Below are 25,487 nucleotides of genomic sequence, written 5' to 3' on the forward strand. Positions count from 1 at the left end.
ATGGGAAACGGATGGCATGAATGGCCACTGGTATTATTTACGGTTCTCGGGCAGTGCGTGGTCGGCGGGCTTGTTGTGGTCGGTCTGGGCTGGATGGCTTCGCAGGACGATCGCCCCGGCCAGCAGCGTATTGTCCGCAGCCTTTTTATTCTCTGGCTGGTGATGGGGATCGCCTTTCTCGCGTCGATCGCTCACTTAGGCTCGCCGCTGCGGGCCTTTAACTCGCTTAACCGTGTGGGTGAATCAGCGCTGAGTAACGAGATTGCCTGCGGCTCGCTGTTCTTTGCGGTGGGCGGACTCTGGTGGCTGGTGGCGGTGACGGGTAAAATGCCTGCGCGGGTGGGCAGGATCTGGCTGATTTTCAGCATGATTCTGGGGATCGTATTTATCTGGGCAATGACGCGGGTCTACCAGATTGATACGGTGCCGACCTGGTTTACCCCTTACACCACGCTGGGCTTTTTCCTCACCGCGCTGCTAAGCGGCCCTGTTTTTGCCGCACTGCTGCTGCGGATAGCGAAAATCCCGTTTAAGGGAACGCTGTTTGCCTCACTCAGCGTGGCCGCGCTGCTGGTGAGTGTGGCGGTGATCCTGCTACAAAGCGTGCACATTGGCGCGGTGCATAGCTCGGTACAACAGGCCAGCGCGCTGGTGCCGGATTACGCGTTACTGCAAATCTGGCGCGTCGGGTTACTGTGCGCCGGTCTGGGCTGCTGGATCTGCCCTCTGGTGCGCCGACAAACGCCGCATACGCTGGGTTTACTGGCAGGCTGGCTTTGCGTCATCGCAGGCGAGCTGCTGGGCAGGGGCATTTTTTACGGCCTGCATATGACCGTCGGTATGGCGGTCGCTGGATAAGTAACTGGCGCAGGGAAACCTGCGCTATTTTGGGAACAACATGATATGCATGAGAGTCATCAGCGCGACGCCATGGCGCTTACCGCCCGCGTTCTGGGCGCACTTTTTTATTATCCCCCGGATTCACCTGACGTCGTACCCCTGGTAGAGGCGTTCAGGTCCGGTGAATGGCGGAAGCAATTACCGTTTGCCGGGCAGTCTGAGCAACTGAACGGTTTTGCGCAGGAGAGTGATGAAACCCTGCCACAGGCGTTTCAGCGGCTTTTTGTCGGTCCGTGGGCGTTGCCCGCACCGCCATGGGGATCGGTCTGGCTCGATCGCGAAAGCGTGCTGTTCGGCGACTCGACGCTGGCGCTACGTCAGTGGATGCGCGAGAACGGCATCGCCTTTGACGCCACGCAGAATGAGCCAGAGGATCACGTTGGCACGCTGCTGTTACTGGTGGCCTGGCTAAGTGAAAACGGTCAGTCCGCACAGCGCGACCAGCTTCTGGCCTGGCACCTGCTGCCGTGGGCCGGGCGTTTTCTTTCACAGTTTGTCGAGCACGCGGCGCATCCCTTTTATCAGGCGCTGGGGCAACTGGCGCAAATCACCCTGGCACAATGGCAGGCTGATTTGCTGATCCCGGTAGCGCAAAAAACGCTTTATCGTTGATTTAACGGGCATGATTTTCATGCCCGTTCCTTTTTTCCGCGCTGTATATAACCCGCTCAACGTGACAACGTCACTTCAGGGGTGCCGTTTTTAAGATTTTTCCAGAAAAATGGGCTCAGCCGTTACGTTATAAGGCATAACCCGCTGTTATCACTTGCCTGACGTAACTATTTATTTCACTGCTTTCTGGTGCGCCTTCGATCCCCTTGCTATAGCTCTATCACCCTGCCAGACATGGCATAACAACATGCAGCCACCGGGTTGCCATAACACATGCATACAGGGAGAGGCACAGCAATGCATACAACCGCTCTTCAACGCGCCCTTTTATTTATTGCCGTTATCATCATTGTGCTGGCATTACTGGTCTGGGGAATAGGTCCCGACACCATCGCGGCGCGCAAAGTTGATTTGATTTATCTGGGTCAACAACATCTGATCCTCGTCTTCAGTTCGATGTTTCTTGCGTTACTGGTCGGCATTCCCTGCGGGATCTTACTCAGCCGCCCCGCCGCACGCGGTGTGGCTGAATACGTGATGCAGATCTTTAACGTCGGCAATACGCTGCCGCCGCTGGCGGTACTGGCACTGGCGATGGTGTTTATCGGCATTGGCGATACGCCAGCGATTATCGCCCTGTTCCTTGCCTCGCTGCTGCCGATAGTGCGTAATACCTATGCCGGACTGTGCTCGGTTCCGGCATCACTACTGGAAGCGGCAAACGGCATTGGCATGACCAAATGGCAGCGCCTGCGTCAGGTTGAGTTGCCGAATGCCTGGAGCGTCATGCTGTCCGGCATTCGGATTGCGACCGCCATCAACGTGGGCACCGCCCCGCTCGCCTTCCTTATCGGGGCCAGCAGCTACGGCGAACTGATTTTCCCCGGCATTTACCTGAATGACTTCCCGACGCTCATTCTTGGCGCAACGGCAACCGCCCTTTTTGCGCTGATCCTCGACGTTCTGCTGGCAAGTCTGGGCCGCATCCTGACGCCGCACGTCGCCCGATAACAATAATAAGGAGCGTTAAATGACGTTAAAAACCTGTTTTTTAAGCCTGATTGCCGCTGCTTCATTGATCGGCAGCCAGGCCAGCGCGGCACCGCTGGTGCTGGCGACCAAAAGTTTTACCGAGCAGCATATTCTGTCGGCGATGACCGTGCAGTATCTGCAAAAAAAGGGATTTCAGGTTCAGCCGAAAACCAATATCGCCACCGTGATTTCGCGTAATGCGATGATTAACAAACAGGTGGATATGACCTGGGAATACACAGGCACGTCGCTGATTATTTTTAACCATATCAATCAGCGCATGACCCCGCAGGAGTCTTACGAGACGGTGAAAAAGCTGGATGCAAAGCATGGTCTGGTGTGGCTTAAACCGGCTGATATGAACAACACCTATGCGTTCGCGATGCAGCGTAAACGGGCTGACGCGGAACACATTACGACCATGTCGCAGATGGTGGCGAAGATTGAACACATCCGCCGCAATGACCCGGACAACAACTGGCTGCTCGGTCTGGATCTTGAGTTCTCCGGGCGCAGCGACGGCATGAAGCCTCTCCAGCAAGCGTATCAGATGGAGCTGGATCGCCCGCAAATCCGCCAGATGGACCCCGGTCTGGTTTATAACGCCATTCGCGATGGCTTTGTCGATGCCGGGCTGGTTTACACCACCGACGGACGGGTAAAAGGCTTCGACCTGAAGGTGCTGGAAGATGATAAAGGTTTCTTCCCCAGCTACGCCGTGACGCCGGTAGTGCGTAAAGACACCCTGGACGCTAATCCGGGGCTGGAAGAAGCATTAAACACCTTGTCCAGCCAGCTTGATAATGACGCCATCACCGATATGAACGCGAAGGTGGATATCGATCATCAGTCACCTCAGCAGGTCGCTCGCGACTTCCTGCAAAGCAAAGGCCTGCTATAAGGAGCGCGCATGGATACTATTCATTATATGATTGATAACGCTGGCTTTATCTTCAGCCTCACCTTCCAGCACCTGTGGCTGGTCGGGTTGGCGGTAGGCCTGGCGATTCTCATTGGCGTCCCATTGGGGATCGTAATTGTTCGCTATAAGTGGCTGGCAACGCCGATTCTCGGTCTGGCGACCATTCTGCTGACCATTCCATCCATCGCGCTGTTTGGCCTGATGATCCCGGTATTTTCGCTGATCGGTCAGGGTATCGGCCCGCTTCCGGCCATCACCGCCGTTTTTCTTTACTCACTGTTGCCGATTGTGCGTAACACCCATACGGCGCTGGATAATCTGCCACCCGGCCTGCGTGAAGCCGGACGCGGCATTGGTATGACCTTCTGGCAGCGTTTGCGCTGGGTTGAAATTCCGATGGCGCTGCCGGTCATTTTTGGCGGTATTCGCACCGCCGTGGTCATGAACATCGGCGTGATGGCAATTGCCGCCGTGATCGGCGCGGGTGGCTTAGGCCTGTTATTACTGAACGGCATCGGCGGCAGCGATATTCGCATGCTGATTGCTGGCGCGTTGATGATTTGTCTGCTGGCGATTGTGCTGGACTGGTTACTGCATCGTCTGCAAATCGTGCTGACACCGAAGGGGATACGATAATGATAAAACTGGAAAACCTGACTAAACAATTTAAGCAAAAAAACGGCCAGATTTTTAAAGCGGTCGATAATGTGAATCTGAACGTGCCGGAAGGTGAAATGTGCGTGCTGCTCGGCCCTTCCGGCTGCGGTAAAACCACCACCCTGAAAATGATTAACCGGCTGATTGCGCCTTCTGGCGGCAAGATCCTGATTAACGGCGAGGACACCAGCGGCATGGATACCGTTACCCTGCGCCGCAATATTGGCTATGTGATCCAGCAAATTGGTCTGTTTCCCAATATGACCATTGAGGAAAATATAACCGTCGTTCCGCGTATGCTCGGCTGGGATAAAGCCCGCTATAAAAGCCGCGCGGAAGAGCTGATGGATATGGTTGCGCTGGACCCGAAGAAATTTCTTCATCGCTACCCGAAAGAGATGTCCGGCGGACAGCAGCAGCGCATCGGCGTGATCCGCGCTCTGGCGGCCGATCCGCCGGTCCTGCTGATGGATGAACCTTTCGGCGCGGTAGACCCGATCAACCGCGAGGTGATCCAGAACCAGTTCCTGGAGATGCAGCGTAAGCTGAAGAAGACGGTGATGCTGGTCAGCCACGATATTGATGAGGCGCTTAAGCTGGGCGATCGTATCGCGGTATTCCGCCAGGGGCGCATTGTGCAGTGCGCCAGCCCGGACGAGCTACTGGCAAAACCGGCGAATGAATTTGTCGGCTCTTTTGTCGGTCAGGACCGCACCCTGAAACGTCTGCTGCTGGTTTCGGCGGGGGATGTGACGGATCAGCAGCCTACCCTTACCGTCCGCCGCTCAACGCCCGCCCTGGAAGCGTTCGCCATGATGGACGATAACGACATCCGCGCGATCACCGTCGTGGATGAGGATGGCAAGCCGCTGGGCTTTATTAAACGCCGCGAAGCGCGCAATGCGCCGGGCACCAGCGCTGACCTGCTTCACCCGTTCCGCGTTACCGGCAAGGCGGAAGATAACCTGCGCGTGGTGCTGTCTAAGCTGTATGAGAGCAATACCAGCTGGATGCCAATCGTGGACGAAGACGGACGCTACAGCGGTGAAATTTCCCAGGACTATATCGCCGATTATCTCAGTTCCGGGCGCACCCGCCGGGCACTGAATATTCACAGCGACAGTTGATGTGATAAGCCTCCCGATTGGTTGCGCTCGGGAGGCTTTTTGATCGCCCTGACGCCTCAGCGATATTTCGACGCCTGTTATTTGCTGTGGTTATTGGTGTGCCGATCATGTCTGCGCTGATGGTTTGTGAAATGACCGGGCAATGTGCGTTATTACCCGGTTTGCTGCTGGCCTGGCATGGTGGCGTCGATTTTGTCGCGGACCTTACGCCAGGGCTCCCTCTACCGCCAGCACATCGCCGAGCATCGCTAAATTAATGTACTGCGCCAGGTCGCGCTGTTCCGCTCTCGGCAGGTAAGGCAGCTCGCCAATCAGCGGCGCGGGAAGTTTTTTACTCAGCACGTCAATAATTTCAGCGTAATGCGCCAGCCCAGGGTTGATACGATTAGCGACCCAGCCCAGCAGCGGCAGGCCGTCGTTGGCAATCGCCTGCGCCGTCAGCAGCGCGTGGTTGATGCAGCCTTCCTGAATACCGACCACTAACAGCACCGGAAGCTGTTCCTGAACGACCCATTCTGAGAGTGGACGCAAATCGTTCATCAGGCTGCGCCAGCCGCCTGTGCCTTCGACCACTACGTGATCGACCTGCCGGGAAAGCGTTGCCAGACCTTCCGAAAGCCGGGAATAGTTAATCGGCGAGCTGTGCGCCACGCTGCTTTCTTCTTCACTCAGCGCGATAGGGTTGATCGCCTCATAGGGCAGCGCTAGCGTTGAAACGCTTTGCAGCACCAGAGCATCTTTGTTGCGTAGTCCCTCTGGCGTCTCTTTGCTCCCCTTCGCAACGGGTTTGTAACCCGCCACGCTTTTTCCGCCAGCAGCCATCGCCTGCAACAGCGCACGGGAAACCACTGTTTTTCCGACAGCGGTATCAGTACCGGTAATAAAGAAACGCTTAAGCATGATTCACTCCACTGTTGAATCGGGTAAATATCATTCTGATTTATAGATCACGGTGGAGAAAGTCTAAGTGAAGATGTCAACCGCCAGTTTGAGATAGCGCAATTTTTTAGGTTATCAGTGAATATTAGTTAACCTTGTAAAAGCCGAATCAGTAACGATCCGTTATACATCGCGTCTTTGACCAGCGCGGCACCCGCCATTGTTCCCTGATTAGAGAACTGGGTGCTCTCAACGGAAATCTGCTTGCTGTATGCCGGGAGCGCCTGCTGACGAATACAATCGGCGATGGCCGGAAAGAGGATGTCAGACGCCTGGTTGAACGGCGAACCGATTAAGATTTTTTGTGGATTAAATAAATTTACCATGATGGCGATAATCCGCCCGACGTGAGTACCGACGCCACTGATGATGTCTTTTGCCAGCAAATCGCCCTGCTGCGCGGCTTCGCACAGTGAGGCAACGCTCAGAGGCTGCTGATGCAGCATGGAGCTCATGGACTGGCTCATCCGCACCTGCGCCAGTTCCAGCACGCTTTCAATGCTGGCGATGGTTTCAAGACAGCCATGATTCCCGCAGTAGCAGCGCTTGCCCCAGGGATCGACCTGGGTATGACCGATCTCAACCAGGCTGCTGCTTCCGGCGTGGAGCAGGCGGCCATCGGTGATCACCCCTGCGCCGACATTGTGATCGATAACTACCTGAATCACATCCCGCGCCCCGCGCGACGCGCCGAACAGCAGTTCCGCCATGGTCCACGCGCTGATATCGTGCTGGATGTACACGGGCACACCGGTATGATTTTCCAGGGTTTCACCCAGCGGCATGTCCTTGACGTCTTCATAAAAAGGCATCCGGTGGACAATGCCATTCTCGGTGTCAATAATTCCGGGTAACGTAATGGCGATCGCGGTCAGGCGTTCAAGTTTGTGCTGATGGCGGATAAAAAACTGATCGATATGAGTGATGATCCGCGTTAAAAGCGGTTCAGGATCGTCGAGGGGAAGCGCCAGTTCCTCTTCTGCCACCCGTTTGCTGCTTAAATCACGAAGGGCAATCTGCACGGTGCCGCGATTAATGCGCAGGGATAGATAATGCCAGGCCTCGGTTTCGACCATCAACCCGACAGCGGGACGGCCACGACTGCCCGGATCCTGAATTTCCGTTTCCTGCACCAGATGCGCTTCCAGCATTTCACGGACAATTTTGGTAATACTGGCGGGTGCGAGCTGTGCGAGACGCGAAAGGTCAATGCGCGATACCGGGCCAAGCTGATCAATCAGACGATAAACCGCTCCTGCATTGGTCTGCTTAATTTGATCGATGTGTCCTGGCTGACTCTCGGCTACCACCGCTGACTCCCTTTATTTTCGCGCTTCGAAATAATCTGCGGGCTATGGTGAAACACTTCAATGGCTGGCGTCAACTTTTTACTTAGCCTTGTGATTTACCGCACATTTTTTCGCTATTTTCGTGCTTTTGCACCAGTTAATAATTGATCTCTGAAATGAATTGCGGCCTGACTAAGCTGACGATGGCCAGCCCAGACCAGCCACATTTCCGAAACGGCATCTTTCTCTTTTATCGGCAACCAGCGCATTTCATCAAGCTGCACCCGCCTGAATGACGCTGGTAAAATGGAAACCCCCAGCCCCGCCGCAACCAGACCAATTATGGTCATCGCCTCGCCCACTTCCTGGGTTATCACCGGCGTTAAACCATACCGGCGCATCAATCCAAGAATATCGTCATAAAGGCCGGTGCCGACGTGCGGATCAAAAAAGACAAACGGCTCCTGCGCCAGCTCTGCCAGGCTGACGGCGGCCTGTTGGGCGAGCGGATGATCGCGGTGAATCATCGCCAGCAACGGCTCATGCAAAATGACCTGCGCGTTGAGGGTGTCGGGGAGTTGGGTGTTACGCATCAGGCCGAGATCCAGTTCGCCGTCATTGAGCGGCGCGATTTGCTCGCGGGTGTTTGTCTCCCGCGTCTGAATATGCACGTCAGGGTAACGCTGGCGGAATGACGATAGCGTATCGGACACGGATTTAATAAACGGTGCGGAAGAGGTAAAACCAATCCGTAATTCTCCGGTTTCGCCGTGGTGCAGACGGGTTGCACGCAGCGCGGCGTCATCAACCAGCAGCAGGATCTGGCGGCTGTCCGCTAAAAACTGTTTCCCCGCCGCCGTCAGGCTGACGCTGCGATTGGTGCGGTTAAACAAGCGCGCGCCGATGTGCTGCTCCAGCATCTGAATTTGCTGGCTCAGCGGCGGCTGGGAAATATTCAGCCGCGCAGCGGCACGACCAAAATGCAGTTCTTCCGCTACGGCTATAAAATAGCGCAGATGTCGCAGCTCAATATTCATATTTTAAAAGTATCATTTAAGATTATTAATATATTAGACAGAATATTTACATTTTTCTACCCTTAATAAGCGCCTGAAGGGTCAGGCATTTCACTTTCTTACACATTGTTTTACGCAAGGATCTTCCATTGAGCCGTACAACCACCGTCGCCGCCGATCCGCGCAGTGACGTAGCCGTGAATCCCGCAGCCCGGCCGGGCAAATTTATCCAGCGCGGCACCCGCCCGTTTATCCGGGTAACGTTAGCCCTATTTTCTGCCGGGCTGGCGACCTTTGCCCTGCTCTACTGCGTGCAGCCTATTTTGCCGGTGTTATCCCAGGAGTTCGCCGTCTCGCCTGCCAGCAGCAGTATTTCACTTTCGGTGGCAACGGCGATGCTGGCGGTGGGTCTGCTGTTTACCGGTCCGCTTTCAGATGCCATAGGCCGCAAAAAGGTGATGGTGACGGCGCTGCTGCTTGCATCGTGCTGTACGTTGCTTTCGACCATGATGACCAGCTGGCACGGCATTTTAATTATGCGCGCGCTGACCGGTCTGTCGCTAAGCGGCGTGGCGGCCGTGGGTATGACTTATCTGAGCGAGGAGATCCATCCCAGCTTCGTGGCGTTTTCGATGGGGCTGTATATCAGCGGCAATTCTATCGGCGGGATGAGTGGACGCCTGCTTAGCGGAGTGCTCACCGACTTTTTTAACTGGCGCATCGCGCTGGGATTTATCGGCTGTTTTGCGCTGGCCGCCGCGATTATGTTCTGGAAAATTCTCCCCGAATCACAGCATTTTCGCCCTTCTTCGCTGCGCCCCAGAACGCTGCTGATCAACTTTCGCCTGCACTGGCGCGACCGGGGCCTGCCGCTGCTGTTTGTCGAGGGATTCCTGTTGATGGGATCGTTCGTGACGCTGTTTAACTATATTGGCTACCGGTTGATGCTGTCCCCGTGGTCGCTAAGCCAGGCGGTAGTGGGATTATTATCGGTGGCCTATCTGACCGGAACATGGAGTTCGCCAAAAGCGGGCGCGATGACGGTCCGTTATGGTCGCGGCCCGGTGATGCTTTTCGCCACCGGCGTGATGCTGTGCGGTTTGTTACTGACGCTCTTTACCCCCCTGTGGCTGATTTTTACCGGGATGCTGTTATTTTCTGCGGGCTTTTTTGCCGCGCATTCTGTCGCCAGTAGCTGGATTGGCCCGCGCGCCCGCCGGGCACGGGGTCAGGCCTCGTCGCTGTATCTCTTCAGCTACTATCTGGGTTCCAGTCTTGCCGGGACGCTGGGCGGCGTATTCTGGCACCGTTTTGGCTGGAACGGCGTGGGAGGTTTTATCGCGCTGATGCTGGTGGCGGCATTACTGACCGGCACCGTTCTGCACCGTCGTTTGCGCTGATCCCGTGTTTGTACAAACGGTTACACGCCGAAACCAAACACTCACGGAAAGGCTGATTCTTCAGGGATATAGTTCTTTCAACGGCCCCGCAGTGGGGTTGAATGAAAAAACCAATTCGAGGATATCAGAATGAAAAAAGTATTAGCTCTGGTTGTTGCCGCTGCTATGGGACTGTCTTCCGCTGCCTTCGCTGCTGATACCACCAGCACCACTCAGGCTCCGGCTGCTTCTGCGACCACCAGCCACGCCGCACCAGCGAAAACAACTCACCATAAAAAACATAAGAAAGACGCTGCAAAACCTGCTGCCGACCAGAAAGCCCAGGCCGCTAAAAAACACAAAAAAGCGGTAAAACAGGACGCGGCTAAACCTGCGGCTACCCAGAAAGCGCAGGCGGCGAAGAAACACAAAAAAGCCGTTAAGCACAGCGCAACGGCGACCAAACCGGCAGCTCAGCCTGCTGCATAAGTCCGGCAGCTGAACAGGCTTTTATGATAAACAGGCGCTGATGCAGCGCCTTTTTTATGGAGAGCAGAATGTTGCGTCGTTACCGATTTGAGGTCATTCTCATTACATTAATTTTTTGCGCGCTGATCGCCACGCATCTCTTTTTGAATTAATGTAGCACGCTGATTTTGCTCCCACTTTCTTCGCGTCCCGTCTATAGTTATCTCATTGGGTTCACTTTTAATAATCATAATTACCCCGTCTGAGAGTCATATGCTTAAAATTGTTGTGCCAGTGCTGGGATCGCTATTGTGCTCTTTTGGGGTTCATGCCGATGACAGCATGAGTGCGAAAGATATTAAGACCCTTTTTTTTAATCACGATGATCGAACGCGGGTGGAAACACCTGCCGAAGCGCCGTGGGATGCAATTGGTCAGCTTGAAACCGCCAGCGGCAATTTATGTACTGCCACGCTTATTTCCCCGCACCTGGCGCTGACCGCCGGGCATTGTTTGCTGACGCCTCCGCGCGGCAAAGCGGATAAAGCCATTGCCCTGCGTTTTATCTCGCAAAAAGGGCTGTGGCGCTACGAAATTCATGGCATTGAAGGCCGGGTCGATCCCTCGCTCGGTAAACGCCTCACCCCGGATGGCGATGGCTGGATTGTTCCCCCCGCCGCTGCCGCCTGGGATTTCGGCCTGATCGTGCTGCGTTATCCGCCGTCGGGCATTACGCCGATCCCGCTGTTTGCCGGAAGCAAAGCGGATTTATCCGCCGCGCTTAAGGCCGTTGACCGCAAAGTCACGCAGTCGGGCTATCCGGTGGATCACCTCGACGATCTGTACAGCCATCAGGACTGCCTCGTTACCGGCTGGGCGCAGAACGCCGTGCTTTCCCATCAGTGCGATACGTTGCCGGGAGACAGCGGTTCGCCGCTGATGATTAAAACCGATGACGGCTGGCGGCTGATTGCGGTGCAAAGCTCCGCCCCGGGGGCGAAAGATCGCTGGCGGGCCGATAACCGCGCCATTGCGGTTACCGGCTTTAGCGACAAACTCGACGCGCTGGCGAGTGAGTAGCCGTCAGGCGAATTTAATCAGCACCATGCCGACTAACAGTAACAGCAGCCCCGCCCAGCCCTTGCGATTCAGGCGTTGATTAAATAGGATCCAGCCTGCGGCGAGGGTGGCGACAATACCAAAACCACCCCACAGCGCATAGGCGACGGACAGGTCGATGCCCTTCACCGCCTGGGAAAGTGCGCTAAATGCCGCCAGCACGGAGAGTAACGAGAATGCTCCCCATAATTTACGCCGGAAGCCGTCGGAAAGTTTCAGAAAAATATTGGCGATGATTTCAAGCACAATGGCTCCGGCCAGCCAGAGGCCGTGACTCCATTCAAACGGCTGCATGGACGCGCTCCTTCTTTCCGGTGCCGGATTTGATCAGCACAATCCCCGACACCAGCGTCACCAGTCCGATTATTTTCATTACTGACAGGATTTCATCGAACAGCAGAACGCTGCATAAGGTGATCAGCAAAATACCGATACCTTCCCAGAGCGCATACGCCACGCCCAGCGCAATTTTTTTAACCGCAAACGACAGTAAAATATAAGAGATGGCGATCATCACCAGCATTAAAATAAAACCGCCATGGCCCCCGGTAACGCTCGACCATTTCATCGCCAGCGTGCCGGTTATTTCGGCGACGATCGCCAGCGCTAATAATAGCCAGTAAAACATTTTTCTTCTCCTGCATGAGAATACAGTCCGCCGCGACAGATAAAAATATCTGCCGACAGATAAAAATCATTCAACCGCGCCAGGCGCAGCGTTAAGCAGAAAGAAGAAGACTAAAGCGCCGAGCGCCAGTGCTGCTCGTCAGAGTAAAGACAGAGAGTAGAGGAAAGAAAAGTCAGACGTGATAATGGGGTACTGAACTGATTGTCCATAATATTACAATTATCCGCCGGTTGCTTCTCTTCGTGGCGGCTATAAATTGTCCTCGGTAGTTTAACTACGCGGATTTTATACCATGCCGCCGGGTCACAGAGGGTGTTATTTGCAGTTCTTTACCGATAAATACAGAAGAATGACCTGAACGAGGGCGTCGTTCAGGTCTGCATTCAGCGGCTGCGCTTGGCGTGCCGCTCCCAGTTTTCCAGCTTTGCCTCGCTGGATTTACGCAGCGCAACGTAGCAGGCACCGCTGCCGCCGTGATGCGGCGCGGCAACGCAAAACGCCTGTACGTCATTGAATTCAGTCAGCCAGCGGGCCAGATAGCTGCGGATAATATTCGCATGGGCATTATCGTCCCGCCCTTTTCCATGGACGATGAGTAAGTTACGCAGCCCCTGCCGGGACGCGCCGGTAATAAAGGCAAACAGCTTCTGCCGACATTGCTCGACCGGCTGGCGAAGTAGATTCAGGCTGGCCTGCTGCCCGTATTTTCCCAGACGCAGTTTTTCCAGCACGCCGTTTTGCAGCCCCTCCCGCTTAAATTCGAGAGGCGTTTCCAGCGGGACGATATCCAAAAAGCCGGTAGTGAGAAAATTATCCAGTTGCAGCATATCCGGGCGTTCCGGGCGCTTACGGGTATGGCGATCGGCAGACCATTTAGCGTCATGACATCGCTTCAACGGCTGGACATCCTTCACGGCGTCAAGAAACAGCGATTTGTCGTCAAGGTTCATTTTTTGTCCTCCGGCTAACTCTACGCCATGACTATAGCTTCGGGTCAGGACATCCTCAATGCAATTTACACTCTTCGTAACGAAACTATTACCGTGATAAACAATTTAATCAGACTTAATCGTAATTAACCACTGATAATATATTGATCAAACTTAACGATATGTGAAATATATCACTCGATAATGCTGGCAATTAAGCGGTGAATTGCTATACCTTTAACTACCCACAAAAGGAAAATCCGTGGGAAACATTAAGGATAGAAAATGTCAATTCTCTGGAGTCTGTTGGATGTCGGCAGACTCTGTTTTTTTAGACTAGCCATTGCGCACTATTTCTGCTGATAACAGCAAATTAATTTCCCTGCCATTTAATTCTCTTCAATATATAAATAATCTTAACGTATCAGGCGGCGCGTTTTTTAACCATCGGGCACCAAAAAATGAATAATTTCCCCGATGCCGGCACATAATGCAAAACGCTTGCTTCGCCGCGCAAAGATGCACATTATTTACCTTTTCGGATCTCAGGAGCAAATAATGCTGACGCTGTTACAGGACAAAATAGCTACCCCATTAGGCCCGCTATGGGTGATCAGCGATGAACAGTTTTGTCTGCGGGCCGTTGAGTGGGAGGAGCATAGCGCACGAATGGAATTACTTCTCGATCTCCACTATCGCCAGCAGGGATATTGCCGGGTCGATGCCGTCAATCCGGGCGGATTAAGCCAAAAACTGGCGGACTATTTTGCGGGGGATCTCAGCGTTATTGATTCGTTGCCTACCGAAACGGCAGGCACACCTTTTCAGCGCCAGGTGTGGAAAGCGTTGCGCGATATTCCCTGCGGTCAGGTCATGCATTACGGTCAGCTTGCCGAGCACCTGGGGCGCGCCGGGGCAGCCAGAGCCGTTGGCACCGCGAATGGCTCCAACCCAATCAGCATCGTCGTACCCTGCCACCGGGTGATTGGCCGTAACGGCACTATGACCGGCTATGCGGGCGGCGTGGAGCGCAAAGAGTGGCTTTTACGTCATGAAGGCTACCTGCTGCTTTGATTAAACGTGCGCAGTTTCAGCGGGGAACTCGTCTTTACGATCAGCGACATGCCGCTTAACCCTAGCGATATCAAGGACATGAAACTGGCGCTGGCGGGGTCATTTCATTATTAGGCTGATGGGGATGTCGCAGGGTTACTTGCATACAAAAAAGATGATAAAATTGACCAATATCAATAACGGCCTGAGCAGACCTATGATCCCGGAAAAGCGAATTATACGACGCATTCAGTCTGGCGGTTGTGCTATCCATTGTCAGGATTGCAGTATTAGCCAGCTTTGCATCCCTTTCACGCTGAATGAGCATGAGCTTGATCAGCTCGATAATATTATCGAGCGTAAAAAGCCCATCCAGAAAAGCCAGACGTTGTTTAAAGCGGGTGATGAACTGAAATCGCTGTATGCAATCCGTTCCGGCACCATCAAAAGCTACACCATCACCGAACAGGGTGATGAGCAGATCACCGGGTTTCATCTGGCGGGCGATCTGGTCGGCTTTGATGCCATCGGCACGGGGCATCATCCGAGCTTTGCCCAGGCGCTTGAAACCTCAATGGTATGTGAGATCCCGTTTGAGACGCTGGACGACCTGTCAGGCAAAATGCCTAACCTGCGTCAGCAAATGATGCGTCTGATGAGCGGTGAAATCAAAGGCGATCAGGACATGATCCTGCTGCTCTCCAAGAAAAACGCGGAAGAGCGCCTGGCAGCGTTTATCTACAATCTGTCACGTCGTTTTGCCCAGCGGGGCTTCTCGCCGCGCGAGTTTCGTCTGACCATGACCCGTGGCGATATCGGTAACTATCTCGGCCTGACGGTTGAGACGATCAGCCGTCTGCTGGGACGTTTCCAGAAAAACGGTATGCTGGCGGTAAAAGGCAAATACATCACCATCGAAAACAACGATATTCTGGCGCAGCTTGCCGGTCACAGCCGTAATATCGCCTGATCCCGCTTCTTTTCTCTCCTTCGCCAGAGGTTACATTTCTCTGATTTATTGATCTGGCGAAGGTTATCCCCCTGTTTCATTTTCATCAGATGGGTTATCTTGTAGTTACAGACTGTGGCGACAGTTGTAAGGAGACCCACTATGGCAAAATATCAAAATATGCTGGTCGCTATCGATCCTAACCAGGACGATCAACCTGCACTACGACGAGCTGTTTATTTGCATCAACGGATTGGTGGCCGCATCAAAGCTTTCCTGCCGATCTATGACTTTTCCTACGAGATGACCACCCTCTTGTCCCCTGATGAGCGTACCGCTATGCGTCAGGGCGTCATCAGCCAACGTAGCGCATGGATACGTGAGCAGGCGAAATTTTATCTGGATGCCGGTGTGCCTGTTGACATCAAAGTGGTCTGGCACAATCGTCCATTTGAAGCGATTATTCAGGAAGTGATTAGCGGCGGGCATGACCTGCTGCTGAAAATGACCCACCAGCACGACAAACTCGAATCCGTGATTTTTACCCCGACCGACTGGCATCTGCTGCGCAAATGCCCCTGCCCGGTATGGATGGTGAAAGATCAGCCGTGGCCGGAAGGCGGTAAAGCGCTGGTGGCGGTTAACCTCGCCAGCGAAGAGGAATATCATAATTCGCTGAATGAAAAACTGGTCAAAGAGACGTTAAGTCTTGCAGAGCATGTAAATCATACAGAAGTTCACCTCGGCGGAGCGTATCCGGTCACGCCAATCAACATTGCCATTGAACTGCCTGATTTTGATCCCAGCGTGTATAACGACGCCATTCGCGGTCAGCATTTGCTGGCGATGAAAGCGCTGCGGCAGAAATTCAGTATCAGCGAAAATATGACTCACGTGGAGAAAGGCTTACCTGAAGAGGTGATCCCCGATCTGGCGGAGCATTTACAGGCCGGGATTGTGGTGCTGGGTACGGTCGGGCGCACCGGCCTTTCCGCCGCTTTCCTGGGGAACACGGCGGAACAGGTGATCGACCATCTGCGCTGCGACCTGTTAGTGATTAAGCCAGACCAGTTCCAGACGCCCGTTGAGCTGGATGACGACGAAGACGATTAAGTGCAAGCCATAAAAAAAGCCGCTCCTTGAGAGCGGCTTTTTTGTATCACCGACGCGCGGTTATCAGAGCGCTTTCAGGATCGCATCCACGCTGGCTTTGGCATCGCCAAACAGCATTTGGGTATTATCCTTGAAGAACAGCGGGTTCTGTACCCCGGCGTAACCGGTGTTCATCGAACGTTTAAACACAATCACGTTCTGCGCTTTCCATACTTCCAGCACCGGCATTCCGGCGATGGGGCTACGCGGATCGTCCTGCGCCGCCGGGTTGACCGTATCATTCGCGCCGATGACCAGCACGGTGTCGGTATCGATGAAATCATCGTTGATTTCATCCATTTCCAGCACGATGTCGTAAGGCACTTTCGCCTCCGCCAGCAGTACGTTCATATGGCCCGGCAAACGACCGGCAACCGGGTGAATACCAAAGCGAACTTTGATCCCCCGCGCACGCAGTTTTTCGGTAATTTCAGCGACCGGATATTGTGCCTGCGCCACCGCCATCCCGTAACCGGGAGTGATGATCACCGTTTGCGAGCCTTTCAGCATTTCAGCGGTTTCTTCAGCAGTGATTTCACGGTGCTCGCCCACTTCGGCATCACTACCGTCGGAAGTTCCATCAGTACCGAAGCCGCCCGCGATCACGCTGATAAACGAACGGTTCATCGCCTTACACATAATGTAAGACAGGATGGCCCCGGACGAACCGACCAGCGCACCGGTAACGATCAGCAGGTCGTTGCTGAGCATAAAGCCCGCCGCCGCCGCTGCCCAACCGGAGTAGGAGTTCAGCATTGATACCACAACCGGCATATCGGCACCGCCGATGGAGGCGACAAGATGCCAGCCGAAGGCCAGCGCGATGAGGGTCATGACCAGCAGCGCCAGCGCCTGTAATACCGCGCTGTCAGTGCGGACGAATACCACCAGCAGTACAAAGGAAACAACCAGCGCCGCCAGATTCATCTTGTGGCGATTCGGCAGCATCAGCGGTTTTGAGGAGATCTTACCGCGCAGTTTGCCGAAGGCGACCAGAGAACCGGTAAAGGTCACCGCACCGATAAAGATGCCGAGGAACACTTCAGTCAAATGAATGCCAGCCAGAATCCCCTCTACGTCAGATCCGTGATCCAGATAGCTGTTAAAGCCTACCAGTACCGCTGCCAGACCAACGAAGCTGTGCAGAATAGCAACCAGTTCCGGCATTTCGGTCATTTCGACTTTCTTCGCCAAATGAATACCAATCGCGCCACCAATGACCATCGCGACGATGATCCACACTACGTTGCCGGTATCCGGGCCAAAAATGGTTGCAATCAGCGCGATCGCCATCCCGGCAATACCGAAGGTATTCCCCTGACGCGAGGTTTCATGCTTTGACAACCCGGCCAGACTGAAAATAAACAGGATCGCGGCAACAATGTATGCAGCTGTAACTAATCCTCCAGACATGTGTTACCCCTTAGTTCTTCCGGAACATTTTCAGCATACGCTGAGTCACGGTGAAACCACCGAAAATGTTAATGCTGGCAATTAACACGGCGATGAAGCTGAAAAAGCTGACCCAACCCCCGTGACCAATTTGTAATAGCGCACCCACGACGATAATCCCGGAGATGGCGTTCGTTACCGACATCAGCGGCGTATGCAGCGCGTGTGAAACGTTCCATACCACGTAGTAACCGACCACGCAGGCCAGAGCGAAGACGGTAAAGTGACCGAGGAACTCTTTCGGCGCGACGTCTGCCAGCCAGGCAAACAGGATAATCGCCAGCGCCATAATTGCGTATTTACGCATTGGCGAAGCGGGTTTTTCCGGCTCTTTCGGCGCTGGCGCGGCTTTCGGCGCAGCCTGTGGCTGGGCGGAAACCTGAATCGGCGGCGCGGGCCAGGTCACTTCGCCATCGCGGATCACGGTTACGCCGCGAACCACCACGTCGTCAAAATCCACGACCACGTTGCCGTCTTTTTCTTTGCATAACAGCTTCAGCAGGTTGACCAGGTTGGTACCGTAAAGCTGTGAGGATTGCGTAGGCAGACGTCCCGGAAGATCGGTGTAACCGATGATTTTCACGCCGCCCGGCGTCGTGACGATCTCGTTGGCTACCGTGTATTCACAGTTGCCGCCGTTCTGCGCCGCCAGATCCACCACCACGCTGCCGGACTTCATTGAGTCAACCATCTCGCGGGTGATGAGCTTAGGCGCGGGCTTGCCGGGAATTAACGCGGTAGTGACGATAATATCGACATCTTTAGCCTGCTGGGCGAACAGTTCCATTTCAGCCTTGATGAAGGCTTCAGACATCACTTTGGCGTAGCCGTCGCCGCTGCCGGCTTCCTCTTTAAAATCCAGTTCGAGGAATTCGGCACCCATACTCTGCACCTGCTCTTTCACTTCCGGGCGGGTGTCGAAGGCGCGCACAATAGCGCCAAGACTATTGGCTGCACCAATGGCTGCCAGACCCGCAACCCCGGCCCCGATCACCATCACTTTAGCCGGAGGCACTTTACCTGCGGCGGTGATTTGCCCGGTGAAGAAGCGACCAAACTGGTGAGCGGCTTCGACAATCGCGCGATAGCCCGCGATATTTGCCATTGAGCTGAGCGCATCCAGCGCCTGGGCACGCGAAATACGCGGCACGGCGTCCATTGACATCACGGTGACGTTACGCGCCGCCAGTTTTTCCATCAGTTCTGCATTCTGGGCAGGCCAGATAAAGCTAATCAGCGTTGTGCCTGGATTGAGCAACGCTATTTCCGCATCCGTAGGCGCGTTCACTTTGAGAATGACATCCGATTGCCAGACGCTGCTGGAATCGGCGATTTCAGCACCGGCCAGGGTAAAAGACTCGTCATCAAAACTCGCCAGTTTACCTGCCCCGCTCTCAATAGCGACGGTGAAACCAAGTTTCAGCAATTGCTCAACCGTTTTCGGCGTTGCTGCAACTCGCGTTTCACCGGCCCACCGCTCTTTTGGTACACCAATACGCATAGTTTTCCCTTCCATCGATTTTTTGGAGATGGTTGTTGTATCGTCAGATGAAATCAGTGACGCGGTAAACCGCGCAAAATTGCATCTGCAAAATAAAACAGTAACAAACTTTCTATAACCTACTGAAAATAACGGCTGTGATCTACCGCAAGAAAAAACTATTTGCGTATTTATTGAGGAAACACCCTGTCATGCGCAGTCAGACAGTGATTTTCGCCTGAAAAGAAGAAGCATGACTGATAATTCGCTTGCTGAAGTGGCAAAAACGTCATGATATTTCTGCGCTAAAACTGCATTTAACATTATATTAACCTGACGAAGTGTTATGAATAATCGCTTTTGCTGGTCAAGCGTCTGTTTTTTCAACATATCACTTGTACTTATATCCCTCACCCCGGTCGGCAGAGCTAAGGTGAAAAATGACGCAGACAATCGCGCCGTTAAAATGCAATAATCAGCACAATTTTCGTCAACAACAATACCAGTCACTGGTTTGCGCAAGGCAAAGGACTCTTTTTTATGAAGCTTAAGAACACCCTCCTGGCATCCGCACTCCTGTCTGCAACTGCCTTGTCAGCACAGGCAGCAACGGAATTAACACCGGAGCAAGCAGCAGCGCTAAAGCCTTATGATCGCATCACGGTCACTGGCCGTTTTAATGCCATTGGCGATGCCGTCACCGCCGTTTCCCGCCGGGCAGATAAAATCGGGGCCGCCTCTTTCTATATTCAGGACACCTCCGACGCGAATAACAGCGGCAACTGGCGGGTAGTTGCGGACGTCTATAAAGAAAATGCGCCTGAAGCTGACCAGCCCAAAAATCGCGTGATTAACGGCGTGATGGAACTGCCGAAAGATCAGGCGGTGGCGCTGGAGCCTTTCGATACCGTGACTATTCAGGGTTTCTTCCGTACCCAGCCGGAAGTCAACGACGCCATCACGAAAGCGGCGAAACAAAAAGGTGCGGCGTCTTTCTACATCGTGCGTCAGGTTGATGCTAACCAGGGCGGCAACCAGCGTATTACGGCGTTTATTTATAAAGCGGATGCCAAAAAACGCGTGCTGCAAAGCCCGGATGCCATCCCGGCTGATTCAGAAGCCGGACGCGCAGCGCTGGCGAAGGGTGGCGAAGAAGCGAAGAAAGTTGAAATCCCTGGCGTTGCTACCAGTGCGGCCCCCAGCGCGGAAATCGGACGCTTCTTTGAAACCCAGTCATCAAAAGGTGGACGTTACACTGTCACCTTACCGGACGGCACGAAAGTTCAGGAAGTTAACAAAATCACCGCTGCCCAGATGGTGCCGTTCGATAGCGTCAAATTTACCGGCAACTATGGCAACATGACCGAAATTTCCTATCAGGTCGCCAAACGTGCGGCGAAGAAAGGCGCGAAGTTCTATCACATCACGCGCCAGTGGCAGGAACGTGGCGGTAACATTACTATCAGCGCCGATCTGTACAAATAACCTTCATACCACAATTCGGGTCTGGCCCTCAGACCCGAATTTCTTTAATTATTGGTGACAAAGTCGCCTTTCATCCCATTCATGATTGCATCTGTCTAATACACTTCGTACAATCCCGCGCCTTAGAGCGATCCACCATCTTTATGCGCTTTTATAAGATAAATATTCGCGTCTTCCCATTTTTGCCACAGGTTGCCAATGGAAAAGAAACTCGGCCTTAGCGCCCTCACCGCGCTTGTTTTAAGCTCCATGTTGGGAGCGGGTGTATTCAGTTTGCCGCAGAATATGGCGAGCGTCGCCAGTCCGGCCGCGCTCATTATTGGTTGGGCCATCACCGGCGTCGGCATTTTGCTGCTGGCATTTGCAATGCTGATCCTCACGCGCCTGCGTCCCGAACTCGACGGCGGTATTTTTACCTACGCGCGGGAAGGCTTCGGGGAACTCATCGGATTCTGTTCGGCCTGGGGCTACTGGCTGTGTGCGGTGATCGCCAACGTTTCTTATCTGGTCATCGTGTTTTCCGCGCTGAGCTTTTTTACCGACACCCCGGAACTGCGCATTTTTGGCGATGGCAATACCTGGCAGGCAATGGTGGGTTCATCCGTGCTGCTGTGGATTGTCCATGCGCTGGTACTGCGCGGGGTGCAAACCGCGGCCGGGATCAATCTGGTCGCGACTCTCGCCAAGCTGCTGCCGCTGGGCTTATTCATTGTGCTGGCGGCAATCGCCTTTAATCTCGATACCTTCAGCCTCGATTTTAGCGGTGTAAAGTTAGCCGTTCCGGTCTGGGAGCAGGTGAAAAATACCATGCTGATCACCCTGTGGGTGTTTATCGGTGTAGAAGGCGCGGTGGTGGTTTCCTCACGCGCCAAAAACAAGCGTGATGTCGGACGTGCCACTTTGCTGGCGGTGCTGGCCGCGCTGTGCGTCTATTTACTGGTAACGATGCTCTCGCTTGGCGTGGTGCCGCGCCCGGAACTGGCAGAAATGCGCAATCCGTCTATGGCCGGGCTGATGGTCAGAATGATGGGGTCCTGGGGCGAGGTGATTATCGCGACCGGCCTGATTATCTCAGTCTGCGGCGCTTACCTGAGCTGGACAATTATGGCGGCAGAAGTGCCGCTGGTCGCAGCGACCTATAAAGCCTTCCCGCGCATATTCGCCCGGCAGAACAAAAATAACGCGCCTGCCGCTTCGCTGTGGCTGACCAACATCAGCGTGCAGGTTTGTTTGTTGCTGATCTGGCTGACCCATTCGGATTACAACACGCTGCTGAATATTGCCTCGGAAATGATCCTCGTGCCCTATTTTCTGGTCGGCGCGTTCCTGGTCAAAATCGCCCGCCGCCCACTTTACCGGACGGTGGGTATCGGAGCCTGTATTTATGGCTTATGGTTATTGTATGCCTCCGGCCCGATGCATTTATTGCTCTCAGTGATCCTGTACGCGCCCGGCCTGCTGGTGTTTATCTACGCCCGCCGCACGCATCAGCACGACAGCCGCTTACGCAAAGGGGAGCAGGCGCTGATCGTGTTTTTACTGGTTGCTGTCATTCCCGCAACCTGGTTCCTGATGGGGTAACGCTTTTGCCCCGTCGCTAATCGTAGCAAGGAGATAACGATGGGAAGTCAGCCGCGCCCGATTTTAATTACCGGGGGAGGTCGCCGTATCGGCCTCGCCCTTGCCCACCATTTTCTCAATCATCACCAGCCGGTGATTGTCAGCTACCGCACCCGTTATTCCGCTATTGACGGTCTGGAAAAAGCGGGTGCGACCTGTATCGAGGCCAATTTTTGCCACGATGAAGGAATTCTGGCTTTTGCTGAGGAAGTCAAAAAACGCACCGACACGCTGCGGGCGGTGATCCACAATGCCAGCACCTGGCTTGCGGAAAAACCGGATGTCCCGCTGACCGACGTTCTCTCCACCATGCTGCACGTCCATGTTCACGCGCCCTACCTGCTTAATCATGCGCTGGAAGGGCTGTTGCGCGGACGGGGCCATGCCGCCAGCGATATTATCCATTTTACCGATTATGTGGTGGAGCGCGGCAGCGATAAGCACATCGCCTACGCCGCCAGCAAAGCGGCGCTGGATAATTTGACCCGTTCGTTCGCCCGTAAGCTGGCCCCGGAAGTGAAAGTCAATGCTATCGCGCCGTCGCTGATCCTGTTCAGTGAAAATGACGATCCCGACTACCGTCAGCACGCGCTGAATAAATCGCTGATGAAGATCGCGCCCGGCGAGAAAGAAATCATTGATTTAGTGAATTATTTGCTGACCAGTTGCTATGTCACCGGGCGCAGCTTTGGCGTCGATGGCGGACGCCCGCTGCGTTAGTGAAAGCGGCTCCAGACGAGGATCAGCAGCCAGGCGCTCAGGCTCCAGCAGACAACCGCACCGCCGAGCGCCAGCGGAAGGCGCAGAAAAGCGGTGAAATACCACAGCGAGAGCAAATAAAGGAAATACGGGATAATCGACCACATGCCGAACACAATCGTTGTGCGCAGTGCCTCCGTGCCGCGCTCGCTGGCGACAATATAATGAGCAATCAGCGCGAAGGTCGGAAATAACGGGATCAGTCCGGCGATATAATAGTTTTTGCTTTTTGATAACAGCCCGATCAGGAGCACCACCAGCGCGCCCAGCGTTGCTTTCAATACCAGCCCCATTCCTTTGCCTTTAACCGTTAAATAACCATTAACGCAGCATAGCGGAACTCATTCTGTTTATGAATGATTAATGGAAGCTTTTGCCCGGTCGGTGTATGTTGGCGTTTTCCCCCGGCATTCATGATATGAATAAGATTGTTTTTGTTGAAGACGACCCGGACGTTGGCGCACTGATCGCCGCTTATCTGGGCAAGCATGATATGGACGTGATTGTCGAAGCGCGCGGCGACCGCGCCGAAGAACGGGTACTTCAGGAAGCGCCGGATCTGGTGCTGCTGGATATTATGTTGCCGGGCAAGGACGGAATGACCATTTGCCGGGATTTACGCAGCCAGTGGCAGGGGCCGATCGTGCTGCTGACGTCTCTCGACAGCGACATGAATCATATTCTTTCCCTCGAAATGGGTGCCAGCGATTACATCCTCAAAACCACGCCGCCCGCCGTCCTGCTGGCGCGGCTGCGTTTACATCTTCGTCAGCATGTCAGCACATCCGCAGCCCCGGCAACCTCTGGCCTGACGCCGCATAAAGCGATTCGCTTTGGCACGTTATCCATAGACCCGGTGAATCGCCAGGTCTTATTGGGCCGCGAGGACATCGCCCTGTCCACCGCCGATTTTGATCTGCTGTGGGAGCTGGCAACCCACGCCGGGCAAATTATGGATCGCGATGCGCTGCTGAAAAATTTACGCGGTGTCAGCTACGACGGTATGGATCGCAGCGTTGACGTGGCCATTTCCCGTCTGCGCAAAAAGTTGCAGGATAGCGCCACCGAGCCGTACCGTATTAAGACCGTGCGTAACAAAGGCTATTTATTCGCGCCGCACGCATGGGAAAACTGACCGTTCGGGTGAAGCGATGAAAAAGCTGTTTGTGCAGTTTTACCTGCTGCTGTTTGTCTGCTTTCTGGTGATGACCATGCTGGTCGGGCTGGTGTATAAATTTACCGCTGAGCGCGCCGGGCGTCAGTCGCTGGACGACCTGATGAAAAGCTCGCTCTATTTGATGCGCAGCGAACTGCGCGAAATCCCTCCGCATGAATGGGGTAAAACGCTCAAGCGGCTGGATCTTAATTTGTCCTTCGATTTGCGTATTGAGCCGCTGAATAAATTCGCCCTCGCGCCCGGCGACATGCAGCATCTGCGAGCCGGAGATATTGTCGCGCTCGACGATCAGTACACCTTCGTCCAGCGTATCCCGCGCAGTCATTACGTTCTGGCAGTGGGGCCAATCCCCTATCTCTATTTTATGCATCAGATGCGGATGCTGGATATCGCGCTGATGGCGTTCATCGGTATCTCTCTGGCTTTTCCGGTCTTCATCTGGATGCGCCCACACTGGCAGGATATGCTGCGCCTGGAATCCGCCGCCCAGCGGTTCGGTGAAGGACATCTTAATGAACGCATCCATTTTGATAGCATGTCGAGTTTTGAGCGCCTCGGCGTGGCCTTTAATCAGATGGCGGATAATATCAATGCGCTGATTGCCAGCAAAAAGCAGCTGATCGACGGTATCGCTCACGAGCTGCGCACGCCGCTGGTCCGCCTGCGTTACCGGCTGGAGATGAGCGAAGGTCTGACGGAGGCGGAATCTCTGGCGCTGAATCGCGATATTGAACAGCTCGAAGCGCTGATCGAAGAACTGCTGACCTATGCCCGCCTCGACCGCCCGCAAACGGCCCTGACCTTAACCACCCCCGACCTTCCGGCGTGGATTAGCGCGCATGTAGAGGACGTTCAGTCCGTCCATCCGCAGCGGCACATCGTGGCAGGCGCGATGACGCCCGGCGACTATGGCGCGGTGGATATCCGCCTGATGGAGCGGGTGGTGGACAATCTGATCAACAATGCGCTGCGCTACAGCCAGCGGCAGATTGTCGTTAGCCTGGCGTTAAACGGCAGTCGCGCCTGTCTGATCGTCGATGATGACGGCTGCGGCATTGCTGAACACGAGCGGCAGCGCATCTTCGAGCCGTTTGTACGCCTCGATCCCAGCCGCGACCGCGCCACCGGCGGCTGCGGTCTGGGTCTGGCGATCGTCTTTTCAGTAGCCCAGGCGATGGCCGGGGACGTGACCTGCGAAACCAGTCCCGCAGGCGGCGCGCGCTTTCGTTTTAGCTGGCCGCTGTGGCATAACATCGCCCTTCCCGTTCCTGCCTGAAAAAGTTGCACTGCGGTTGAAGCTTGCGTAAAGTAAAAACCTTCAAGTATGTTGTAACTAATGAGAG

At 54.3% G+C, this 25,487-nt stretch carries 25 protein-coding genes and 2 pseudogenes; 18 read left to right on the plus strand and 9 right to left on the minus strand.

Annotated elements, in window-relative coordinates:
• The 7 genes and pseudogenes from RT197_RS03545 to RT197_RS03575 form a co-directional block, all read left to right on the plus strand.
• On the plus strand, window positions 1–858 hold the full coding sequence (locus RT197_RS03545; protein WP_312947251.1) for a dimethyl sulfoxide reductase anchor subunit family protein: 858 nt from the start codon (window positions 1–3) through the stop codon (window positions 856–858).
• A gap of 45 nt (window positions 859–903) precedes the next feature.
• Window positions 904–1,512 carry a Tat proofreading chaperone DmsD gene (dmsD, locus tag RT197_RS03550; RefSeq protein WP_312947253.1) on the plus strand — a complete coding sequence of 203 codons (609 nt, stop codon included), beginning with the start codon at window positions 904–906 and terminating at the stop codon, window positions 1,510–1,512.
• 297 nt (window positions 1,513–1,809) lie between these two features.
• Complete coding sequence (osmY, locus tag RT197_RS03555) at window positions 1,810–2,523, plus strand: osmoprotectant ABC transporter permease OsmY (RefSeq protein ID WP_312947256.1); 714 nt, start codon at window positions 1,810–1,812, stop codon at window positions 2,521–2,523.
• 19 nt (window positions 2,524–2,542) lie between these two features.
• A complete protein-coding gene (osmX, locus tag RT197_RS03560) occupies window positions 2,543–3,445 on the plus strand; it encodes an osmoprotectant ABC transporter substrate-binding protein OsmX (RefSeq protein ID WP_312947258.1) in 903 nt (300 codons plus the stop codon).
• Between the two features lie 9 nt (window positions 3,446–3,454).
• Window positions 3,455–4,102 (plus strand): osmoprotectant ABC transporter permease OsmW, encoded by a 648-nt coding sequence (gene osmW, locus RT197_RS03565; RefSeq protein ID WP_312947261.1) that lies wholly within the window; start codon window positions 3,455–3,457, stop codon window positions 4,100–4,102.
• Entirely contained in the window at window positions 4,102–5,250 is a 1,149-nt protein-coding gene (gene osmV / locus RT197_RS03570; RefSeq protein ID WP_312947262.1) for an osmoprotectant ABC transporter ATP-binding protein OsmV, read from the plus strand. Before osmW ends, osmV begins: the two co-directional genes overlap by 1 nt.
• Before the next feature lie 98 nt (window positions 5,251–5,348).
• Window positions 5,349–5,502 (plus strand): annotated as a pseudogene (locus tag RT197_RS03575) (voltage-gated ClC-type chloride channel ClcB); the annotation flags it as partial.
• Here the strand turns inward: RT197_RS03575 and bioD are convergent.
• The 3 genes from bioD to RT197_RS03590 all read right to left on the minus strand — a co-directional run bounded on the left by bioD (window position 5,455) and on the right by RT197_RS03590 (window position 8,515).
• A complete protein-coding gene (gene bioD / locus RT197_RS03580; protein WP_312947265.1) occupies window positions 5,455–6,150 on the minus strand; it encodes a dethiobiotin synthase in 696 nt (231 codons plus the stop codon). The pseudogene RT197_RS03575 and the gene bioD sit on opposite strands and share 48 nt — an antisense overlap.
• A 128-nt stretch (window positions 6,151–6,278) precedes the next feature.
• Window positions 6,279–7,499: a sugar metabolism global transcriptional regulator Mlc gene (gene mlc / locus RT197_RS03585; protein ID WP_312947268.1), complete on the minus strand. Its 1,221-nt coding sequence runs from the start codon at window positions 7,497–7,499 to the stop codon at window positions 6,279–6,281.
• Window positions 7,500–7,612: 113 nt separating this feature from the next.
• Window positions 7,613–8,515 (minus strand): LysR family transcriptional regulator, encoded by a 903-nt coding sequence (locus RT197_RS03590; protein ID WP_312947271.1) that lies wholly within the window; start codon window positions 8,513–8,515, stop codon window positions 7,613–7,615.
• A 128-nt stretch (window positions 8,516–8,643) separates the two neighbouring features.
• On the opposite strand from RT197_RS03590, the gene RT197_RS03595 reads away from it, so the two are divergent.
• The 3 genes and pseudogenes from RT197_RS03595 to RT197_RS03605 all read left to right on the plus strand — a co-directional run bounded on the left by RT197_RS03595 (window position 8,644) and on the right by RT197_RS03605 (window position 11,421).
• Window positions 8,644–9,894, plus strand: coding sequence for an MFS transporter (locus RT197_RS03595; RefSeq protein ID WP_312947274.1), 1,251 nt, complete (start codon window positions 8,644–8,646; stop codon window positions 9,892–9,894).
• Window positions 9,895–10,023: 129 nt separating this feature from the next.
• A pseudogene (gene asr, locus RT197_RS03600) lies at window positions 10,024–10,356 on the plus strand (acid resistance repetitive basic protein Asr); the annotation flags it as partial.
• 258 nt (window positions 10,357–10,614) lie between these two features.
• Window positions 10,615–11,421 (plus strand): serine protease, encoded by an 807-nt coding sequence (locus RT197_RS03605; RefSeq protein WP_312947277.1) that lies wholly within the window; start codon window positions 10,615–10,617, stop codon window positions 11,419–11,421.
• A 3-nt stretch (window positions 11,422–11,424) separates the two neighbouring features.
• Here the strand turns inward: RT197_RS03605 and mdtI are convergent, their stop codons facing one another.
• The 3 genes from mdtI to smrA form a co-directional block, all read right to left on the minus strand.
• Window positions 11,425–11,754, minus strand: coding sequence for a multidrug/spermidine efflux SMR transporter subunit MdtI (gene mdtI, locus RT197_RS03610; protein WP_312947280.1), 330 nt, complete (start codon window positions 11,752–11,754; stop codon window positions 11,425–11,427).
• Window positions 11,741–12,088 carry a multidrug/spermidine efflux SMR transporter subunit MdtJ gene (gene mdtJ, locus RT197_RS03615; RefSeq protein ID WP_312947282.1) on the minus strand — a complete coding sequence of 116 codons (348 nt, stop codon included), beginning with the start codon at window positions 12,086–12,088 and terminating at the stop codon, window positions 11,741–11,743. The genes mdtI and mdtJ overlap by 14 nt, the downstream gene beginning before the upstream one ends.
• A gap of 383 nt (window positions 12,089–12,471) precedes the next feature.
• Window positions 12,472–13,038, minus strand: a complete 567-nt coding sequence (smrA, locus tag RT197_RS03620) for a DNA endonuclease SmrA (protein ID WP_312947284.1) — start codon at window positions 13,036–13,038, stop codon at window positions 12,472–12,474.
• Window positions 13,039–13,575: 537 nt separating this feature from the next.
• Here smrA and ogt point away from each other — a divergent pair.
• From ogt to uspE, 3 genes are all read left to right on the plus strand, one after another.
• The gene (gene ogt / locus RT197_RS03625; RefSeq protein WP_312947287.1) at window positions 13,576–14,091 is read left to right on the plus strand and encodes a methylated-DNA--[protein]-cysteine S-methyltransferase; all 516 of its coding nucleotides are present in this window, start codon (window positions 13,576–13,578) and stop codon (window positions 14,089–14,091) included.
• 196 nt (window positions 14,092–14,287) lie between these two features.
• Window positions 14,288–15,040: a fumarate/nitrate reduction transcriptional regulator Fnr gene (gene fnr, locus RT197_RS03630; RefSeq protein WP_312947581.1), complete on the plus strand. Its 753-nt coding sequence runs from the start codon at window positions 14,288–14,290 to the stop codon at window positions 15,038–15,040.
• Window positions 15,041–15,181: 141 nt separating this feature from the next.
• Window positions 15,182–16,132, plus strand: coding sequence for a universal stress protein UspE (uspE, locus tag RT197_RS03635; protein ID WP_312947289.1), 951 nt, complete (start codon window positions 15,182–15,184; stop codon window positions 16,130–16,132).
• Window positions 16,133–16,195: 63 nt separating this feature from the next.
• Here uspE and pntB read toward each other — a convergent pair whose 3' ends face one another.
• Window positions 16,196–17,584 (minus strand): Re/Si-specific NAD(P)(+) transhydrogenase subunit beta, encoded by a 1,389-nt coding sequence (gene pntB / locus RT197_RS03640; RefSeq protein ID WP_312947292.1) that lies wholly within the window; start codon window positions 17,582–17,584, stop codon window positions 16,196–16,198.
• A gap of 10 nt (window positions 17,585–17,594) precedes the next feature.
• On the minus strand, window positions 17,595–19,124 hold the full coding sequence (gene pntA / locus RT197_RS03645; RefSeq protein WP_312947293.1) for a Re/Si-specific NAD(P)(+) transhydrogenase subunit alpha: 1,530 nt from the start codon (window positions 19,122–19,124) through the stop codon (window positions 17,595–17,597).
• Between the two features lie 519 nt (window positions 19,125–19,643).
• Here pntA and ydgH point away from each other — a divergent pair.
• The 3 genes from ydgH (at window position 19,644) to folM (ending at window position 22,928) form a co-directional block, all read left to right on the plus strand.
• A complete protein-coding gene (gene ydgH, locus RT197_RS03650) occupies window positions 19,644–20,588 on the plus strand; it encodes a DUF1471 family protein YdgH (protein ID WP_312947294.1) in 945 nt (314 codons plus the stop codon).
• 198 nt (window positions 20,589–20,786) lie between these two features.
• Window positions 20,787–22,169: an amino acid permease gene (locus RT197_RS03655; protein WP_312947297.1), complete on the plus strand. Its 1,383-nt coding sequence runs from the start codon at window positions 20,787–20,789 to the stop codon at window positions 22,167–22,169.
• A gap of 39 nt (window positions 22,170–22,208) precedes the next feature.
• Entirely contained in the window at window positions 22,209–22,928 is a 720-nt protein-coding gene (folM, locus tag RT197_RS03660; RefSeq protein WP_312947299.1) for a dihydromonapterin reductase, read from the plus strand.
• On the opposite strand, the gene RT197_RS03665 is transcribed toward folM, so the two are convergent.
• Window positions 22,925–23,260 carry a GlpM family protein gene (locus tag RT197_RS03665; RefSeq protein ID WP_312947301.1) on the minus strand — a complete coding sequence of 112 codons (336 nt, stop codon included), beginning with the start codon at window positions 23,258–23,260 and terminating at the stop codon, window positions 22,925–22,927. The two genes, folM and RT197_RS03665, sit on opposite strands and share 4 nt — an antisense overlap.
• 125 nt (window positions 23,261–23,385) lie before the next feature.
• On the opposite strand from RT197_RS03665, the gene rstA reads away from it, so the two are divergent.
• Both rstA and rstB read left to right on the plus strand, forming a co-directional pair.
• Entirely contained in the window at window positions 23,386–24,102 is a 717-nt protein-coding gene (gene rstA / locus RT197_RS03670) for a two-component system response regulator RstA (RefSeq protein WP_312947304.1), read from the plus strand.
• A gap of 16 nt (window positions 24,103–24,118) precedes the next feature.
• Complete coding sequence (gene rstB, locus RT197_RS03675; RefSeq protein ID WP_312947305.1) at window positions 24,119–25,420, plus strand: two-component system sensor histidine kinase RstB; 1,302 nt, start codon at window positions 24,119–24,121, stop codon at window positions 25,418–25,420.
• The last annotated feature ends 67 nt before the right edge of the window (window positions 25,421–25,487 follow it).

The organism is Superficieibacter sp. (assembly GCF_032071645.1).
Taxonomy (GTDB): domain Bacteria; phylum Pseudomonadota; class Gammaproteobacteria; order Enterobacterales; family Enterobacteriaceae; genus Superficieibacter.

Excerpts from the sequence above, each read along its gene's own strand:
- RT197_RS03655 (WP_312947297.1), top strand. The coding sequence starts at position 20,787 with ATGGAAAAGAAACTCGGCCTTAGCGCCCTCACCGCGCTTGTTTTAAGC.
- osmV (WP_312947262.1), top strand. The coding sequence starts at position 4,102 with ATGATAAAACTGGAAAACCTGACTAAACAATTTAAGCAAAAAAACGGC.
- folM (WP_312947299.1), top strand. The coding sequence starts at position 22,209 with ATGGGAAGTCAGCCGCGCCCGATTTTAATTACCGGGGGAGGTCGCCGT.
- uspE (WP_312947289.1), top strand. The coding sequence starts at position 15,182 with ATGGCAAAATATCAAAATATGCTGGTCGCTATCGATCCTAACCAGGAC.
- RT197_RS03605 (WP_312947277.1), top strand. The coding sequence starts at position 10,615 with ATGCTTAAAATTGTTGTGCCAGTGCTGGGATCGCTATTGTGCTCTTTT.
- osmW (WP_312947261.1), top strand. The coding sequence starts at position 3,455 with ATGGATACTATTCATTATATGATTGATAACGCTGGCTTTATCTTCAGC.
- osmY (WP_312947256.1), top strand. The coding sequence starts at position 1,810 with ATGCATACAACCGCTCTTCAACGCGCCCTTTTATTTATTGCCGTTATC.
- RT197_RS03665 (WP_312947301.1), bottom strand. The coding sequence starts at position 23,260 with ATGGGGCTGGTATTGAAAGCAACGCTGGGCGCGCTGGTGGTGCTCCTG.
- smrA (WP_312947284.1), bottom strand. The coding sequence starts at position 13,038 with ATGAACCTTGACGACAAATCGCTGTTTCTTGACGCCGTGAAGGATGTC.
- mdtJ (WP_312947282.1), bottom strand. The coding sequence starts at position 12,088 with ATGTTTTACTGGCTATTATTAGCGCTGGCGATCGTCGCCGAAATAACC.
- rstB (WP_312947305.1), top strand. The coding sequence starts at position 24,119 with ATGAAAAAGCTGTTTGTGCAGTTTTACCTGCTGCTGTTTGTCTGCTTT.
- RT197_RS03545 (WP_312947251.1), top strand. The coding sequence starts at position 1 with ATGGGAAACGGATGGCATGAATGGCCACTGGTATTATTTACGGTTCTC.
- ogt (WP_312947287.1), top strand. The coding sequence starts at position 13,576 with ATGCTGACGCTGTTACAGGACAAAATAGCTACCCCATTAGGCCCGCTA.
- RT197_RS03590 (WP_312947271.1), bottom strand. The coding sequence starts at position 8,515 with ATGAATATTGAGCTGCGACATCTGCGCTATTTTATAGCCGTAGCGGAA.
- bioD (WP_312947265.1), bottom strand. The coding sequence starts at position 6,150 with ATGCTTAAGCGTTTCTTTATTACCGGTACTGATACCGCTGTCGGAAAA.
- dmsD (WP_312947253.1), top strand. The coding sequence starts at position 904 with ATGCATGAGAGTCATCAGCGCGACGCCATGGCGCTTACCGCCCGCGTT.
- fnr (WP_312947581.1), top strand. The coding sequence starts at position 14,288 with ATGATCCCGGAAAAGCGAATTATACGACGCATTCAGTCTGGCGGTTGT.
- pntA (WP_312947293.1), bottom strand. The coding sequence starts at position 19,124 with ATGCGTATTGGTGTACCAAAAGAGCGGTGGGCCGGTGAAACGCGAGTT.
- ydgH (WP_312947294.1), top strand. The coding sequence starts at position 19,644 with ATGAAGCTTAAGAACACCCTCCTGGCATCCGCACTCCTGTCTGCAACT.
- pntB (WP_312947292.1), bottom strand. The coding sequence starts at position 17,584 with ATGTCTGGAGGATTAGTTACAGCTGCATACATTGTTGCCGCGATCCTG.
- rstA (WP_312947304.1), top strand. The coding sequence starts at position 23,386 with ATGAATAAGATTGTTTTTGTTGAAGACGACCCGGACGTTGGCGCACTG.
- osmX (WP_312947258.1), top strand. The coding sequence starts at position 2,543 with ATGACGTTAAAAACCTGTTTTTTAAGCCTGATTGCCGCTGCTTCATTG.
- mdtI (WP_312947280.1), bottom strand. The coding sequence starts at position 11,754 with ATGCAGCCGTTTGAATGGAGTCACGGCCTCTGGCTGGCCGGAGCCATT.